This is a genomic window from Streptomyces sp. NPDC048361 (assembly GCF_040651795.1).
Lineage (GTDB): Bacteria > Actinomycetota > Actinomycetes > Streptomycetales > Streptomycetaceae > Streptomyces.
On the sequence record NZ_JBEZKW010000049.1, the window covers coordinates 1 to 16417 of the forward strand.

Here is a 16417-nt window from a genome sequence, read left to right on the forward strand (position 1 = left end):
GACACACCGTCGCCGCCTCCGAGAAGGCTATGACGAGGACGAGGTCGATGCCTTCCTCGACGAGGTCGAGTCGGAGCTGACCCGACTGCTCCCGGTTTACGGCGCGATCGCCTAGGCGCGGTCCGCGCCCCCGAGCACCGCGCAGCCGACCGTGCCGTCCCGGTCGACGCCGGTGACCAGGGCGGCCTCGCCGGGGGCCAGGCCCGAGCCGCCCGCCGTGGCGAGCACCGCGGCCAGTTGCAGACTGTTGGAGGCGGCGGAGGTGTCGCCGAGCAGCGGCCGGCAGCGCAGCCACTCGGGCGTCGCGGTGCCGAGGGCGTCCTTGACCCCGGCGTCCTCCAAGGCGGCGAGCTCGGCACCCGCGCCGAGCGGCGCGACCAGACGGACCGCCTCGGGGGCCACCCCCGCCCTGTCCAGGGCGCTGCCCACGCACTCGGCGAGCGCCTTCTGCGCCTCGGCCCGCTCGGCGTACGCCCGGAAGCGGGTCGTGAGGACCCGGGCCAGCGGGGTGCGGCCCGCCGCGCGCGCTTCGGACGCGGTCTCCATCAGGAAGACGGCCGCACCCTCACCGAGCGGCGTCTCCCGCTCCTCGGGGGCCCGTCCGTGCCATTCGAGCCAGGCGCGCTGCGTGGAGTACTCCTCGGCCGCGCCGCACAGCACCCGCTCGCAGTGGCCGCCCCGGTGCAGCCGCACCGCGTAGCTCAGCGCCAGCAGACCGGTGAGCCAGCCGCCCGCGACCGTGGTGTTGGGGCCCTTGATGCCGTGCCAGATCGCGCTCTGGCCGGCCGCCCGGTTCATCACGGTGTTCGGGAAGCGGGCCGGATCGACGTGGTACGGGCGCTCGCCCACCAGGGAGTCGCGGGTGAAGTCCATGATGCTCTGGACGCTGCCCGAGCCGGTGCCGAGGACCAGTCCGATCTGCTCGGGCCGCGCGGTGAGATCGTCACCGCAGGACGCGAGGAGCCGGCCGACCGCGGTGACGGCGATCGCCGTGACGCGGTCCATGGTGCGGGTGCCCTTCTTGCCGACGTACTCGGCGGCGGTGAAGTCGGGCACCAGGCCGCACCGGTCGAACGGGCCGGGCCACGCGTCCCGGTCGAGCGGGCCGACCCCGCTCGTCCCCGCGCCGATCCCGGCGCCGAAGGGCTCGCTGCCCACGCCGTAGGGGGAGACCACCGACCAGGCGGAGAGGACCAGTTCGGACATCACGCGGCCTCCCGGTACCGGCCCAGGATGAGCACGGCGTTGTTGCCCGCGAAGGCGAGCGCGTTGTTCTGGACCACGTTCAGCTCGGCGGGCCGCGCCTGGTTGGGCACACAGTCCAGGCCGCACTCCGGGTCGGTCTCGTGATGGTTGATCGTGGGCGGGATGAAACCCTCGGTGAGGGCCAGCGCGCAGGCGGCGGACGCCAGCGCGCTCGCGGCGCCCATGGAGTGCCCGATCATCGACTTGATCGAGATGGTGGGCGGCGGCGTCGCGAAGACCTGGCGGATCGCGCCGGCCTCGGTGACGTCGTTGGCGCGGGTCCCGGTGCCGTGCGCGGAGATGAAGTCGATGTCCTGCGGCTTCACGCCGGCGTTGCGGTGGGCGATCTCCATGCACCGGGCCAGGCTGTCCCGGTCCGGAGCGACCGGGTGGTGCGCGTCGCAGTTGAGCCCGTAGCCGAGCACCTCGGCGTGGATGCGGGCACCGCGCGCCAGCGCCGAGTCCAGGCTCTCCATCAGCAGGATGCCGGCGCCCTCGCCGGTGAGGATGCCCTTGCGGTCCTTGTCGAAGGGCTGGCACACCTCGGGGGCGATGGTGCCGAGCCGGTAGAAACCGGCGAAGGTCTTGCGGCACACGGCGTCCGCGCCGCCGCACAACGCCACATCGACCTCGCCGTCACGGATGGCGTCGAAGCCGCTGCCGATGGCGTAGTTGCCGGCCGCGCACGCGGTGGGAATGGTCAGCGCCTCGACATCGACCAGGCCCAGCTCGCGGATGATGCCGGTGGACAGCCGTCCCGCCTGCGCCCTGCGGGCGACGGTGGGCGCCAACTGCTGGGGCCCGTACTCCAGTTGGACGCCCACCAGGGTGTCGAGGTCGCGGGACTCGGCGTCGGTGGTGCCCACCGAGACCAGCGCCCGGCGCCGCCTGAGTTCTTCGAGAGTGAGGCCCGAGTCCGCCACCGCCATGTTGGCGGCGGCGACCGAGAACTGGGTGGCCCGCCCCAGCTCCTCGGGGTCCACGTGGTGGATCCACTCGGCGGGGTCGAAGTCGTCGACCTCGCATCCGTTGGCGTGCGCGAACCCCTCCGTTTCGAAGGCCGTGATCGGCTTGGCGCCGCTGCGCCCCGCCCGCAGCCCGTCGAGGAAGGCCTCGACGCCCAGGCCGATACTGGTGACCGTGCCGAGCCCGGTGATCACCACTCGGCGCGGCCGCTCGTCGTCGTCGTACAACCTGCGCTCCCCTCACTCGGTCCCGGCGCCTAGAGGGACGCGGCCGCCTTGGCCGCGACGGCCTCGTCGACCACCGTGACGACGCCTTCGAGATGCACCATCCGGGCCAGTTCGGCCTGGTCGATGTCGATCCCGAAGGCGCGCTCGAGCTGGGAGAGGATCTCGATGGCGCCCATCGAGTCCGCTTCGTGGTCCTCCTTGAAGCGGCTCGTGTCGGTCATCTCGGCCTCGTCGATCTCAAGGATGTCGCAGATGATGCCCTTGATCGTGGCACGGCCCTCGGCGTCCACGTGCTGTGTTGTCGTCATGCGGGCGATGCTGCCGAAGGGCCCTGACAGCGAACTGACACAGCCTCATCCCGCTTGCGCCCGCACCGGCAGATAGCGCTCCAACTCGGGGAACTCCGCGGGGTGTTCCATGATCCAGGAGAGGTAGCGGGGGATGGAGCGGGCATAGGCGCAGTAGTACTGCCGTACGGTGTCCACGAGCCGGCACAGGGTGTCCCGCGCGACCGTGTCGCGGCGCCAGACCAGCAGTTGGGCGATGCACTGCGTCTCGCGGATCGGCACCAGGACCACGTCGACGGTGGCACCCGTCGCGGTGGTCAGGGCGGCGGCGTCGGCGTCCCTGACCCAGCTCATCGCCTCGTGGTGGCCGTCGGCGTAGTGCGCCGCCCCGAGGTCGGTGTGGTGGAGCTTGGCGAGGAGCTTCTTCTCGATGTCGTGGAACCAGTGGTCCCGCGAGTAGTGGACCCAGCGCAGCGTGGAGAGATGGGTGGCGTCCACGAAGGGCCGGCCGGCCAGGGGATGGTCGCGCGGCACCGCGAGCCAGATCGGCTCACGGACGATGACCTTGGTCTCAAGTCCCGTCTGGAGTAAGGACTCCGGCATGTCCGTGGCCGAGCAGGGCACCATCGCGACGGTGAGCGCCCCGCGGTGGACCGCGTCGACGGCGGCGGCCGGGGCGAGCGTCTCGGTCTCCACGTCCACGGCGGGCACCGCCGCCTGTATCGCGCCGAGCAGGGTGGGCGGTGTCCACTCGGTGTTGCCGAAACGCAGCGTGATGGTGGTGCTCGCGGCGGCCTCGCCGATCACGTCGTCGGCCTGCTGGACGAGACCGGCCAGCATCGGGATCAGCCGCTTGCCCCGCGGGGTCGGCACAATGCCGGAACTCGACCGTACGAAAAGGTCCCCGCCGAGCATTTTCTCTATCCTGCGCAATTGCGCGGTCAGGCTGGGCTGGGGAAGATTGAGCCGGACTGCCGCCTTGGATATGCTCCCGGCCTCTGCGATGATGGAAACAGCCCGTGCGTGTCTCAGTTCCAGATCCATATTCCTGCAATCTCGTGATTCAATTGACGCGGCCGAATTGTCATGACGCTCGCTGTCGGGTCGCCCCGTGCTCCCGTCGAATCACCGGACCGGGCATCGCCCTCCCCTTCCCCCGTACGGGCCGGGAGCGGCCGGTACGGCACGGCCCCGCGGCCCTCTTCCCCCGCCGGGTCAGTGACGCCGCCGAGAGGCCGGAGCCCCCGACGGCAAGACCCGTTCTCGCCGTTCTCGCCGATTGCGTATCTTCGAGTGATCGCAAGGTGTCCACTGATCGCAAGGTGTCCACTCACGTTAACATTTAGCCATTGCGGTGCACCCGCTGCAAGTAAATTCAGAATGCTGCGAACCTTATTGCGGGTAAACCGGACATTGTCCGCGCGGGGCGCTCGGCGACGCGGTCCGGAACACAGGAAACCGCCCGCCCCGCGGACCCGGGTGACCGGGATCGAGGGGCGGGCGGGAGGGGTGAAACGGTCCGCGCGGCGGTGCGCCGCCGCCGTCGGAGACCCAGGCGGCGGCCGTCGCCTTTGTCAGAGGCCTCTGCCCGAGCCGAGCAGGGCCCGCCGCGGATGGCCCAGCACGATGTCCTGTCTCAGGATCGCCTCGTAGGCCAGGTGCAGGGCCGGTCCGGGTTCGAGGGCGAGATCGCTCGCGAGCCGCCGGCGCGCGCCGTGGAACACCTCAAGGGCCTCAGTCTGGCGGCCGTCGCGGTAGAGCGCGAGCATCAGCAGCTCGCTGAGGCGCTCCCGCTCGGAGTGCTCGGCGGCGAGCTGGCGCAGCTCGGACATGGAGATCCGCTCCACGTCGACCGCGAGCTTGGCCATCGTCAGGTCCTCGAAGGCGGTGATGCGGCGCTCTTCGAGGCCGACCGCGTGGATCTGGCAGCGCATCCCGTCCCGTGCGTCCATCAGGGCCGGCCCGCGCCACAGGTCGAGCGCCTGCTCCAGGGCGGTGATGGCGCCGGACGGATCCCGGTGGACCAGCGCGGAGCCGGTCTGCGCGAGGGCCAGGAACCGGTGGGCGTCGATCGTCTCGGCCGGCACGTCGAGGAGGTAGCCGTTGCTGCCGGTGCGTACGATCTCGTCCCCCTTCACCCCCGTCACCGACTCCAGGACCTTGCGCAGCCGGCTCACGATCGCCTGCAGGGCATTGCGCGGGTTGGTCATCGTCTGGTCCGCCCACAGCTCGTCCACGAGTTGGTCGAAGAGGACCGGGGCCTGGGGAGTCAGGGCGAGCAGGGTCAGGACGGTGCTCGCGCGCTTCGACGCCACGGCGGAGTGCTGGTTCCCGTCGGACAGAGAGAGTTCACCCAGGACCTTGATTTCCACAGCGGTAACCCCCGTTATCAGCAAGTGTTGATACCACTGTCCGCCAAGCCCGCCCGGCCGGGAAATATCACTTGCCCCTCGGCCACGAGGGCCGGTGGTATGGCTTTAAAAAACCCACTAACCGGTTTGTGGGGCCGGGTCCTTCGCTGTGGAGAAAACGTGGGGATATGGGGGAGTCGATGCCGTTGGAGCAGGTGGGCGCGGCGTTTGAGGAGCAGGCATATGACTGTCGCCGCAGGGCTGCTTGTCGCCCCGCCGAGGAATTCCGAGGGCCGCCGAGTTCCTACCTGTGAGTTTCAGCCAAGTCTTAAGGACGTGGCCCGGGCCCGCAGCCCTCCCTACTGTTCCCCTCCGTGGCGCCACCCACCGGGCACCCGCCCGACCGGCTCCTCCGGGGCCCCGGGCGTCCGCACCGGGAAGGACGCACCCATGAACACACTCGACCGGCTCGTCGAGGGAGCCCGCGAGGATCTGGCCCTGCGCCGACGGCGGGTCCCCCTCGCCGAGGTACGCGCACGTGCGCTCGCCGCCGGCCCCGGACGGGACGCCGCGGCGCTGCTGCGCGGCGCGTCGGGCGTGCGGGTCATCGCGGAGGTCAAGCGGTCCAGCCCGTCCAAGGGCGCGCTCGCCGAGATCGCCGACCCCGCCGAACTCGCCGCCGCCTATGCGGCCGGCGGCGCCGCGGCCATCAGCGTGCTCACCGAGGGGCGCCGCTTCGGCGGCTCGCTCGCCGACCTGGACGCCGTGGCGGCCCGGGTCGACGTGCCGCTGCTGCGCAAGGACTTCATCGTCGACCCCTACCAGCTGTGGGAGGCGCGCGCCCACGGCGCGGAGCTCGTCCTGCTCGTCGTCGCCGCCCTCGAACCGGCGGCGCTGCGTGAACTGCACGCCCTGGCAGGGGAGATCGGGCTCACCCCGCTGGTCGAGGCGCACGACGAGCGCGAGGTGGAGCGGGCGCTCGAAGCGGGCGCCGGCGTGATCGGCGTCAACGCCCGCGACCTGCGCACCCTCGACGTCGACCGCACCACCTTCGCGCGACTGGCGCCCGGCATCCCCGAGGACGTGGTGCGCATCGCCGAGTCCGGCGTCCGCGGCCCCGCGGACGTGATCGCGTACGCCTCGCACGGGGCCGACGCCGTGCTGGTCGGCGAGGCGGTGGTCACCGGGGCGAACCCGGCCGCCGCGGTCGCCGCCCTGGTCGAGGCGGGCCGGCGCGCACCCGCCCGGCCTGCCTAGGCCCCCTGCGCTAGGCCCCCTGCGCCGCGTACTTGGCGGTGACGCTCGCCCAGCGCTCCAGTACGGCCGCCGCCGCGCCCGAGTCGATCGCCTCGGCGGCCCGCTCGGCACCCGCGCCGAGGCGCTCCGCGATGGGACGCCCGCTCGGGGCGAGAGCCGCGAGACCCGCGGCGGCCGAGAGCAGGACGGCGTCCCTGACCGGGCCGCGCGCCCCCGCGAAGATCTCGCGGGCCACCCGCGCGTTGTACGCCCGGTCACCGCCGCGCAGCGCGTCGGGGGAGGAGTGGCCGATGCCGATGGACCGCGGGTCGAACGACTCGCGCCGCACCCCGGACTCATGGACCGACCAGACCGTGGAGGTAGTGGTGACCGTCAGTTCGTCCATTCCGTCGTCGCCCCGGAAGACCAGCGCCGACACGTCACGCCGGGCCAGCACCTCGGCGAGCAGCGGCGCCAGGCGCGGGTCGGCGACCCCGACCGCCTGCGCGGTGGGATCGGCCGGATTGCTGATCGGGCCGAGCGCGTTGAAGACCGTACGGATCCCGAGTTCGCGGCGTGGCGGGGCCGCGTGCCGCATCGACGGGTGGAACACCGAGGCGAAGCAGAAGGTGATGCCGGTCTCCTCGGCGACGGTCGCCACCACCTCCGGTTCGAGGTCGAGCGCGACCCCGAGCTCTTCGAGGACGTCGGCGGAGCCGCACGCGGACGACGCCGAGCGGTTGCCGTGCTTGACGACCCGGGCGCCCGCCGCGGCCGCCACGACCGCCGACATGGTGGAGACGTTGACGCTGTTGGAACCGTCCCCGCCGGTCCCGACGATGTCGAGGGTGGCTCCGGAAACGTGCAGCGGCACCGCGTGCCGGCGCATCGCGTCCACCAGGCCCTCGATCTCGTCGGCGGTCTCGCCCTTGGCGCGCAGCGCCACCACGAAGGCGGCGAGGCGGGCGGGGCCTGCGCTGCCGGTCATCACCTGGTCCATCGCCCAGGCGGCGTCCTCGGGGCTCAGGTCCCGGCGTTCCAGAAGGGAGTTCAGCAATTCCGGCCAGGTACGACCCTGCGGCTCTGCAGTCACGGGGAATCTCCTTGAACGGCGCCATCAGAAGGGTGCACCACCCATTGTGTGAGGCGCGCAAAGCGCCCTCCAGACCACTGTCCGGCGAGAACTACGGTCCAATTCGAAAGGGGGGCAGGTGCCGTGGCCCTGCACATGGCGGTGGAGGTGGTCAGGGACTCCTCGAATTCCCTGACCTCGCAGATCCAGAATTTCATCAAAAGGGAGATAGCCGAGGGAATTCTCCATCCCGGCACCCGGCTGCCGTCCAGCCGGCGGCTCGCCGACGACCTCGACGTGTCACGCAGCGTAGTGGTGGAGGCCTACGGGCAGCTCGTCGCCGAGGGGTACCTGGAGGCGGTCCAGGGCGCCGGCACCCGCGTCGTACGCCATCTCGGCGCTGAGCTCTCGGTGGTGCCGGCGCTCCTCGACGAACCAGGCGCGGACGGCCGGGACGACGGGACGCCGCCCGCCCCGGTCCGCTGGGACCTGCGGCCGGGCGGCGGCAACCTCCCCGCCTTTCCCCGCCGCGAATGGCTCAGCTGCTACCAACGCGTCCTGTACGAGGCGGACTCGGACGACCACGACTACCCCTCGCTCGCCGGCGAGCACGGCCTGCGTCTCGAACTCGCCCACTATCTCGGCAGGTTGCGCGGGGTGCGTACCTCCGCCGAGCAGCTGATGGTCGTGGCCGGCTTCGCCCAGACGCTCGGCCTGATGTGCACCGTGCTGCCCCGCCTCGGTATCGACGCGCTCGCCATCGAGGATCCGGGCCACCCCGGGCAGCGGCAGTTCGTACGCGAGAGCGGGCTGCGGGCCGTGCCGGTCCCCGTCGACGCCGAGGGCATCGACGTCGACGCGCTCGCCGCGAGCGGGGCCCGCGCCGTGCTCGTCACCCCGGCCCACCAGTTCCCGACCGGAGTCACCCTCTCCCCGCGCCGCCGTGCGGCACTGGCCCGCTGGGCCCGCGACGTCGACGGCTGGGTGATCGAGGACGACTACGACGGAGGCCTGTGGTACGAACGCGGGCCACGCCCCCTGGCGTTGCAGCGCACCGACCCCGAGCGGGTCGTCTACGCCGGCACGGCCAGCAAGTCCCTCGCGCCGGGCCTGCGCCTGGGCTGGCTCGCGGCGCCCGAGCCCCTGCTCGACCTGCTGATGCGCGCCCGCGCACGGCAGGACCTCGGCACCGAGACCCTCACCCAGCTGGCCTTCGCCGAGCTGCTGCGCACCGGTCTCTTCGACCGCCATCTGCGCCGGCTGAACGCGCTGTGCCGCAGCCGGCGCGACGTGCTGGAGGAGGCGGTACGCCGCCATCTGCCGGGGGCCGCCGTCCTGGGCAGGGGCGCGGGACTGCACGCCTACCTCCAACTGCCCCGGGGCAGCGACGAGGCGGCGGTGGTGGCCAAGGCGCTGCGCCGCGCCGTGCTGCTGCGCGGCGCGGCCGCCTTCCACGCGGGGCCGGGGCGCGCCGCCCCGGCCCTGGTGGTCGGCCACGCCCACCTGCCGCGCTCGGGGGTGGGGGAAGCCGTCCGCGCGCTGGCGGCGGCCGCCCGCTGGTGACGGATCAGACGCCGGCGAGCTGCGCCCCGGAGCGCCAACGGTCCGCCGATTCCAGGAAGTTGTCGAGCATGGCGAGGCCGCCCGTGGTGGTGATGGACTCCGGGTGGAACTGCACCCCCTCGATCGGCAGGGTGCGGTGGCGCAGCCCCATCAGATAGCCGTGGTCCACGGCGACCGCCGTGGAGACCAGCTCGGCGGGGAGCGGCTCGGCGACGATCAGCGAGTGGTACCGGGTCACTTCCAGGGTGTGGCCGAGCCCGTCGAAGAGACCGGCGCCGTCGTGCCGCACCGTGCTGGTGCGCCCGTGCATCACCTGGTCCGCGACCTCGATCCGGCCGCCGTGCGCCAGCGCGATCGCCTGGTGACCCAGGCACACCCCGAGCAGCGGAACCCGCCCCGCGAACCGGTGCACGAGCTCCACATGGCCCGACTCGGCGGGATGCCCGGGCCCCGGCCCCAGCACCACCGCGTCGGGTTCGCGGGCGGCGAGCTCATCGGGCGAGAGCGTCCGCGACCGTACGACCTCGGTGCGTGCGCCCAGGGTGCGCAGGTACTGGTCGATGATGTGCACGAAGCTGTCGTACGCGTCGATCAGCAGCACCTTCATCCCGCCCGCGCCACCGCCCGTTTCCGCCCGCCCGGTCATCTGCGCCGCCCCCGCCCGTCCTGCCTCCGCCGTCCGTCCCGCCATCTGCGCCGCCCCCGTCCGTCCTGCCTCCGCCGTCACGACGACAGCTCCTCACCGGTGAGCGCCCAGTAGGCCGCCCCCATTTTCGCCAGCGTCTCGCGCCACTCCGCGTCGGGATCGGACTGCGCGACCATGCCCGCCGAACTCTGCGTGGAGTACGTCTCACCGTCGTACTCGATGGTGCGGATGGTGAGCGCGAGCTCGCTCCAGCCGCGTACGTCGACCAGGCCCACGGCGCCCGCGTAACTGCCGCGCCGCTCCTGTTCCAGGGTGTCGATGATCTCCATGGCCCGCACCTTGGGCGCGCCCGTCATGGTGCCGGCCGGGAAGGTCGCGCGCAGCGCCTGCCAGGCGTCGACGTCCGGCTCCAGGCGGCCCGTGACCGTCGAGACCAGGTGGAAGACGTGCGAGTACGTCTCGACCGCCATCAGCTGGGCCACCGGCTGGGTACTCGGCCGGGTCACCCGCCCGATGTCGTTGCGGCACAGGTCGACCAGCATGATGTGTTCGGCCTGCTCCTTGGTGCTCTCGCGCATCTCCTTGATGCGGCGCTCGTTCTCCTCCGGGTCCGCGCAGCGCCGTGCGGTACCCGCGATGGGGCGCATCGTGATCTCGTCGCCCTCGATCCGCACGAACAGCTCGGGGCTGGCGCCGATGAGGGTGCGGCCCGCGCGCGGCATCAGATACATGTAGGGCGACGGGTTGCGGCCGCGCAGCCTGCGGTAGACCCCGACCGGGTCCAACGCGGTGCGGACGTCGATGCGGTGGCCGATCTGGATCTGGTAGATGTCGCCGACCCGGATGTGTTCGAGGCACCTCTCGGCCCAGCCCAGGAACGTCTCGCGGCTCACGCTGTCGCGCACCGAGAGCGGAACGGGTGCCTGCGGCGCCGCGGTCGTCCCGGTGCGCCCGGCGCTCCACGCGTCACCCGCGGCCCGGACCGCGTCCGCGACCCGCGGTTGGTCCGCGAACGCCGCGCTCTCCGCGCGGAGTTGACGTACCGAACCGGTGACCAGGTCGTACCAGACGGTGTCGCGGAACAGCGTCAGCGTGATGTCGGGGCCGTCCGTCGCCTTGGTGCGCCGGGGCAGGGACTCCATGTGCCAGGCCGACTCGTAGGCGAACGTCGTCAGGAAGCCGAAGGCGTACGCCGTCGCCGGGATGTCGGTGGCGACGTGGAACAGGGCCTGCGCTTCGGCCAGTACGTCCCACATCTGCTCGGCGCCGGTGAAGGTGAGCCGGTGCACCCCGTCCTCGACCGTGTGCCCCGCCATCCCGGCGGCCGACGCACGGGCGGCCAGAGCGTCGGCGACCCGGGCCGCGCCGTCGATCTCCACGAACCCGTCGTGGACCCGGATCTCGGCGAGCCGGCCGAAGCCGACGACGGCCCAGCGGCGGTCCTGATCGGCGCCGTCCACGCTTTCGAAGAGGAATACGTCGGACGCGGCGAGGCTTTCCCGCAGCCGTACGTACAAATCGAGAGGGTCGTGGTGTGGCAGCGCCGTATCGGTGACCCGCACACCGATCGTGCTGATTCCCGGCATGGTGAACTCCTCGTGATGTCGGGGCGGTTGGTATTTCTGCCGACACGGACCACTCGGCCGCGCTCAGCAAATCAGCGGGCACACCACGGGTGCCAGACCAATCGGCGGCGCCCGATACGGTCCACTCGGGATTTGCTTGACCCCGGCGGGCGATTGGGCTGATCTGGTGCAGGCCGCCCGGCGATTTCCCCGCCCATTCGCGGCCCGCATCTCTTCCCGCCCCGCCCCTCTTCCCGCCCGCGTCCCTTCCCGCCTCACATCTCTTCCCTCTCGCATCTCTTCCCGCCGCACCTCTCCCCGTCCGCCCGTACCGGAGGCAGTCATGAGAAACAGCATCTGGGACACCGAAGTGAAGAATCCGGCCGCGCCGGCCGACGCCGCCGAATCCTGGCGTGCCCGCCCGGCCGCGCAGCAGCCCGACTGGCCGGACGTCGCCGAACTGCGCGCCGTCACCGCGGGGCTCGAACAGGCGCCGCCGCTGGTCTTCGCCGCCGAGTGCGACCTGCTGCGCCGGCGCATGGCGGCGGTCGCCCGCGGGGAGGCGGTGCTGCTCCAGGGCGGCGACTGCGCCGAGACGTTCGCGCGCACCACATCGGACGGCATCCACGGCAAGCTCAAGACGCTGCTCCAGATGGCCGTGGTGCTGACCCACGCGACCGCGCTTCCGGTCGTCAAGATCGGCCGGATGGCCGGGCAGTACGCCAAGCCGCGCTCGCAGAACGAGGAGCACCGCGACGGGGTGACGCTGCCGTCGTACCGCGGCGACGCGGTCAACGGCCCGGAGTTCACCGCCGAGGCCCGCCGCCCCGACCCCCGCCGCCTTCGCACCATGTACGAGGCGTCGACCACCACCCTCAACCTGGTGCGCGCCCTGACCACCGGCGGCTTCGCGGACCTCGGTCAAGTACACGCCTGGAACCAGGGGTTCGTGGCCGACTCGCACGTGGGCGAGCAGTACGAGGAGCTCGCCGACGAGATCGACCGCAGCCTCGCCTTCATGAAGGCGTGCGGCGTCGACACCCGGGAGCTGGGCACCGCCGAGTTCTTCGTCGGCCACGAGGGCCTGCTCCTGGACTACGAGGCGGCCCTGACCCGCACCGAGGCCGAGACCGGGCGTACGTACGCCACCAGCGCCCATCTGCTGTGGATCGGCGAGCGGACCCGGGAGCTGGACGGCGCCCACGTCGAGTACTTCTCCCGCATCGACAACCCGATCGCGGTCAAGCTGGGCCCGGCCACCACCCCCGACACCGTCCTCCAGCTGATCGACCGCCTCGACCCGGACCGCCAGGCCGGCCGGCTGACCTTCGTGGTGCGGGCCGGCGCGGAGCGCGTCCGCGATCTGCTGCCCACCCTGGTCGAGAAGGTCAACGCGGAGGGCGCCCAGGTCTGCTGGGTCAGCGACCCCATGCACGGCAACACGATCACCGCCGCGAGCGGGCACAAGACCCGCCGGTTCGACGCGATCCTGGACGAGGTGCGCGGCTTCGTGGAGGTGCACGACGCGCTGGGCAGCCACCCGGGCGGCATCCACGTGGAGCTCACCGGCGACGACGTGACCGAGTGCGTGGGCGGCGGCAACGCGGTGCTCGCCGAGGAGCTGCACCACCGCTACGAGACGGCGTGCGACCCCCGGCTCAACCACACCCAATCCCTCGACCTGGCCTTCCAGCTGGCCCGGATGTACCGCGAGCGGCCCCGCGTCAACGCCCGGCCGCGGACCCTTCGATGATCTGGAACGGTGGGTTCTGGGCGAGGTAGAAGTGGTCGCCGGGGAGCGTGCGCACCTCGAAGGGGCCCCGGGTCGTCTCCTGCCAGGCGGCGGCCTGCCGGAGCGTGACCCGGGGGTCCGCCTCGCCGACCAGAGCCGTCACTGCGCAGCCCAGCGGGGCGCGCCGCGCACCTTCGTACGAGGCGAGCATGCGGAAATCGGCGCCGATGTACGGCATGACGAGTTCCACGAAAGCGGGATTGCTCAGGAGTTCGGCGTCGGTGCCGCCGAGTTCCATCAATGTGGCCGCGATGGATTCGTCGTCCCAGCGCGCGGCGGGGTCGGGACGCATCAGACGCGGCGCCCGCGCACCCGAGGCGAAGAAATGGTCGAGCGTCATTCCCTCGCGTTCCAGGGCCACGGCGGTTTCATACGCGACGATGGCGCCCATGCTGTGCCCGAAGAAGACGGTGGGCCGCGCTTCCTCCTGCGCCAGTCGGACCACTTCACGGGCGATTTCATGGGCCATCGGTATCAGTTCGGCGGCCGGAGTCTCACCTATCCGCTCGGCCCGGCCCGGATAGCAGACGGCATACACCTCGCACGCGCCGAGCGCCTTGCCCCAGCTCCGGAAGAAATACGGCGACCCCCCGGCGTGCGGGAAACAGATCACCCGTCGTGCCGCGAACGGCTGAGGCACGACGCGTTGTATCCAGACCATTCCGCCCCCAAGTCCCGTGCCGGAGTGCCGTGTCGGCCGGCTCCGCATACGCGCCGCCCAGGATCCGGACGGCGACTGACAACAGCCTGACACCGAGCCGGCCGCCACCGAAGTCGCTGCCACCGAGGTCGCTGTCACCGAGGTCTCTGTCACCGAGGAGCCCGTCACCGAGCCCGCCAACGCACCGGGCAGGCGAAAGCGACGCACCCGGTGTCGCGGGTGCGCCGCTTCCGTTCTGGGGGTGGAACGCGACGCGTAGGACGTCGTAATCCAGCGTGACACGACGGAACATTCCGCGCATTCCCAACGATCACGGATGGTGATCGGGCCCCAAAGACGGTTCGGAAACGGTTCGCAGACGGCCCGGAAATGACCTGGAGAGGGCCCGGAGACGGCAGCTCACGGCGGGTCGCGGGCGCCCGCGTACGATGCGCATTCGCGCAGCCGTTCGCAGCGCGTTCGCACCACCCGATGAGGAGCACCGTTCCCGTGGAGATACCGCCGCCGCCCGCGCCCGGGCAGCCCCAGGAGCCCCAGCCGGGGCAGGGGTTCGGATGGCCGACGCCGCCCCGGGCGCCGGGGGTCCAGCCGGGCCCGTATCCGGGGCAGCCGATGAACACCGGCCCCTGGTACCCCTACCCGATGGCGCCGCAGCGGCCGCCCGTGAACGGGCTCGCCGTCGCCTCCCTCGTCACCGGCATCCTGTGCTGCATACCCCCGCTCGGTCTGATCCTGGGCGCCTTCGCGCTCGCGAAGATCAAGAAGAAGGGGCAGCGCGGCAAGGGGCTCGCCGTCGCCGGCATCGTGCTCTCCACGATCGGCACGATCCTGCTGGTCGTCTCGATCGTGACCGGCGGACTCACCGGCGGCTGGCGGGACTTCAAGGACGGCTGGAACAGCGCCGCTTCCGGTTCCACGCGCAGCACCCTCGACCTGCACAAGGGTGACTGCTTCGACGTGCCGGGCGGCAAGCTGGAGCGCGAGGTCGTCTCGGTGCGGATCGTGCCGTGCTCGGGCGGCCACGACGGCGAGGTCTCCGGTTCCTTCCGGATTTCGGGCGGCGACGCCTACCCGGGCCAGGACGCGATCGCCGCCCAGGCCGACACGCGCTGCCTCGACCTGGAGCAGGCGTACGCCATGGACCGGTGGAAGGTGCCGGCCGAGGCGGACCCGTACTACTACACGCCGAGTCGGCAGAGCTGGTCGATGGGCGACCACACGGTGACGTGTGCCTTTGCCTCGCAGGGCAGCCAACTCACCGGGTCGGTACGCAACGACGCCGCCTCCCTCGACGCCGACCAGCTCGCGTTCCTGAAGGCGGCCGACGCCGTCGAGAGCGCCATGGCGAAGGCCCCCGACAAGGACCGGGTCGAGGACGACCTGCCCGGCTTCAAGGAGTGGGCGGGGCGGACGGCCCGCGCGATGCAGACGCAGACGGGCCAGTTGAGCGGGCACGCCTGGCAGCCCGGGGCCCGTTCGGCCGTGCAGCCGTACATCGCCGGCCTGAAGGTCGCCCAGAAGGAGTGGGCGAAGGCGGCGGCCGCCACCGACGCCGACGATTTCTACCTGCACTCCGGCGCGGCGGACGCGGCACAGAAGCAGGCGGACGAGATCACCGCCCGCGGCGCGCTGGGCCTCGCCACGACCCCGCCCTCCACCGACGGCGGCTCGGACGGCGGCTCGGACGGCGGATCCAGTGGCTCCGGCGGCGACGGCGAGGACGGAACCGGCAGCGGTTCCGGAACCGGTGGTTCCAAGAGCGTCTGAGAAGGTCACGGGCCGGGCAGAACGTATCCGCTGTACCGCGGGTACGCCCTGGGCAGAGGCAAGTCATCACTTCGAGTGAATGTCTGGCCTTTGCTTGCGGGAGTCAACCCACGGTTGCCACGCTGTTGCAGTCTGTCAACCTGATGGGAGTGGCCAGTGACATTCGGTGAGCAGCCGGCCTATCTGCGCGTAGCCAGCGATCTGCGGGAGAAGATCGTGAGTGGCTCGCTGCCACCGCACACCCGGCTTCCTTCGCAGGCCAGGATCCGCGAGGAGTACGGGGTTTCGGACACCGTGGCGCTCGAAGCGCGCAAGGTGCTGATGGCGGAGGGCCTGGTCGAGGGGCGCTCCGGGTCGGGCACGTATGTGCGCGAGCGCCCGGTGCCGCGCCGCGTCGCCCGCTCCGGCTACCGCACCGCCAGGGGCGCGACCCCCTTCCGCCAGGAACAGGCGGAGGAGGCCGCGCGCGGCACATGGGAGTCGAACAGCGAGCAGGAGGAGGCGACCCCGGAGATCGCCAAGCGGCTCGGCATCCGCCCCGGCGACCGCGTGATGCGCACGCGGTACGTGTTCCGCGACGCGGGCGAGCAGATGATGCTGTCCACGTCGTGGGAGCCGCTGGCCGTCACCGGCCGCAGCCCGGTGATGCTGCCCGAGGAGGGGCCGCTCGGCGGATGCGGGGTGGTGGAGCGGATGGCCGCGATCGACGTCGTGGTGGACAACGTGGTCGAGGAGGTCGGCGCCCGCCCGGGGCTTGCGGAGGAGCTCCTGACGCTCGGCGGAGTGCCCGGCCACGTCGTCCTCGTCATCGAGCGGACGTACTACGCATCGGGGCTCGCGGTGGAGACCGCCGACGTCGTGGTTCCGGCCGACCGCTACCGGATCGCGTACCACCTGCCGGTGAAGTAGCCGGCGCGGACCGTTCACGGGGGTGCACCCACACGGGTGCGCCCCCGTTCGCATGGGCCGCGTTGACCGAATTCGTATCTCTTTGTGCAAAGTTGGATCCGCTGAGTAAAGGTCAGGCGTACGCTCGGGC

The 16417-nt window shown here is 71.7% G+C and carries 14 protein-coding genes and 1 pseudogene; 6 read left to right on the top strand and 9 right to left on the bottom strand.

Annotation, left to right across the window (positions count from 1 at the left end):
* Positions 1 to 91, top strand: a pseudogene (locus tag AB0D31_RS25230) (DivIVA domain-containing protein); the annotation flags it as partial.
* Positions 92 to 111: 20 nt separating this feature from the next.
* Here the strand turns inward: AB0D31_RS25230 and AB0D31_RS25235 are convergent.
* The 5 genes from AB0D31_RS25235 to AB0D31_RS25255 form a co-directional block, all read right to left on the bottom strand.
* Positions 112 to 1206: a beta-ketoacyl synthase N-terminal-like domain-containing protein gene (locus tag AB0D31_RS25235; protein ID WP_362727224.1), complete on the bottom strand. Its 1095-nt coding sequence runs from the start codon at positions 1204 to 1206 to the stop codon at positions 112 to 114.
* Entirely contained in the window at positions 1206 to 2438 is a 1233-nt protein-coding gene (locus tag AB0D31_RS25240) for a beta-ketoacyl-[acyl-carrier-protein] synthase family protein (RefSeq protein WP_362727226.1), read from the bottom strand. The genes AB0D31_RS25235 and AB0D31_RS25240 overlap by 1 nt, the downstream gene beginning before the upstream one ends.
* A gap of 29 nt (positions 2439 to 2467) precedes the next feature.
* A complete protein-coding gene (locus tag AB0D31_RS25245) occupies positions 2468 to 2746 on the bottom strand; it encodes an acyl carrier protein (protein ID WP_362727228.1) in 279 nt (92 codons plus the stop codon).
* A 45-nt stretch (positions 2747 to 2791) separates the two neighbouring features.
* On the bottom strand, positions 2792 to 3769 hold the full coding sequence (locus tag AB0D31_RS25250; RefSeq protein WP_362727230.1) for a LysR family transcriptional regulator: 978 nt from the start codon (positions 3767 to 3769) through the stop codon (positions 2792 to 2794).
* A gap of 530 nt (positions 3770 to 4299) precedes the next feature.
* Positions 4300 to 5097: an AfsR/SARP family transcriptional regulator gene (locus tag AB0D31_RS25255; protein WP_362727232.1), complete on the bottom strand. Its 798-nt coding sequence runs from the start codon at positions 5095 to 5097 to the stop codon at positions 4300 to 4302.
* A 429-nt stretch (positions 5098 to 5526) separates the two neighbouring features.
* Between AB0D31_RS25255 and trpC the strand changes: the two genes are divergently transcribed.
* The gene (gene trpC, locus AB0D31_RS25260; RefSeq protein WP_362727234.1) at positions 5527 to 6333 is read left to right on the top strand and encodes an indole-3-glycerol phosphate synthase TrpC; all 807 of its coding nucleotides are present in this window, start codon (positions 5527 to 5529) and stop codon (positions 6331 to 6333) included.
* Between the two features lie 10 nt (positions 6334 to 6343).
* Here the strand turns inward: trpC and trpD are convergent, their stop codons facing one another.
* Positions 6344 to 7405: an anthranilate phosphoribosyltransferase gene (gene trpD / locus AB0D31_RS25265; RefSeq protein ID WP_362727235.1), complete on the bottom strand. Its 1062-nt coding sequence runs from the start codon at positions 7403 to 7405 to the stop codon at positions 6344 to 6346.
* 123 nt (positions 7406 to 7528) lie between these two features.
* Between trpD and AB0D31_RS25270 the strand changes: the two genes are divergently transcribed.
* Positions 7529 to 8947 (top strand): PLP-dependent aminotransferase family protein, encoded by a 1419-nt coding sequence (locus AB0D31_RS25270; protein ID WP_362727237.1) that lies wholly within the window; start codon positions 7529 to 7531, stop codon positions 8945 to 8947.
* 4 nt (positions 8948 to 8951) lie between these two features.
* On the opposite strand, the gene AB0D31_RS25275 is transcribed toward AB0D31_RS25270, so the two are convergent.
* Positions 8952 to 9554, bottom strand: coding sequence for an aminodeoxychorismate/anthranilate synthase component II (locus tag AB0D31_RS25275; protein WP_362727302.1), 603 nt, complete (start codon positions 9552 to 9554; stop codon positions 8952 to 8954).
* 116 nt (positions 9555 to 9670) lie between these two features.
* Complete coding sequence (locus AB0D31_RS25280) at positions 9671 to 11179, bottom strand: anthranilate synthase component I family protein (protein WP_362727239.1); 1509 nt, start codon at positions 11177 to 11179, stop codon at positions 9671 to 9673.
* Between the two features lie 322 nt (positions 11180 to 11501).
* Between AB0D31_RS25280 and AB0D31_RS25285 the strand changes: the two genes are divergently transcribed.
* Positions 11502 to 12911 (top strand): class II 3-deoxy-7-phosphoheptulonate synthase, encoded by a 1410-nt coding sequence (locus tag AB0D31_RS25285; protein WP_362727241.1) that lies wholly within the window; start codon positions 11502 to 11504, stop codon positions 12909 to 12911.
* Here AB0D31_RS25285 and AB0D31_RS25290 read toward each other — a convergent pair.
* The gene (locus AB0D31_RS25290; protein ID WP_362727242.1) at positions 12883 to 13590 is read right to left on the bottom strand and encodes an alpha/beta fold hydrolase; all 708 of its coding nucleotides are present in this window, start codon (positions 13588 to 13590) and stop codon (positions 12883 to 12885) included. The genes AB0D31_RS25285 and AB0D31_RS25290 overlap by 29 nt on opposite strands.
* Before the next feature lie 510 nt (positions 13591 to 14100).
* On the opposite strand from AB0D31_RS25290, the gene AB0D31_RS25295 reads away from it, so the two are divergent.
* Both AB0D31_RS25295 and AB0D31_RS25300 read left to right on the top strand, forming a co-directional pair.
* Positions 14101 to 15378, top strand: a complete 1278-nt coding sequence (locus AB0D31_RS25295) for a DUF4190 domain-containing protein (RefSeq protein ID WP_362727244.1) — start codon at positions 14101 to 14103, stop codon at positions 15376 to 15378.
* 156 nt (positions 15379 to 15534) lie between these two features.
* A complete protein-coding gene (locus AB0D31_RS25300) occupies positions 15535 to 16287 on the top strand; it encodes a GntR family transcriptional regulator (protein ID WP_362727246.1) in 753 nt (250 codons plus the stop codon).
* Positions 16288 to 16417: the final 130 nt, after the last annotated feature.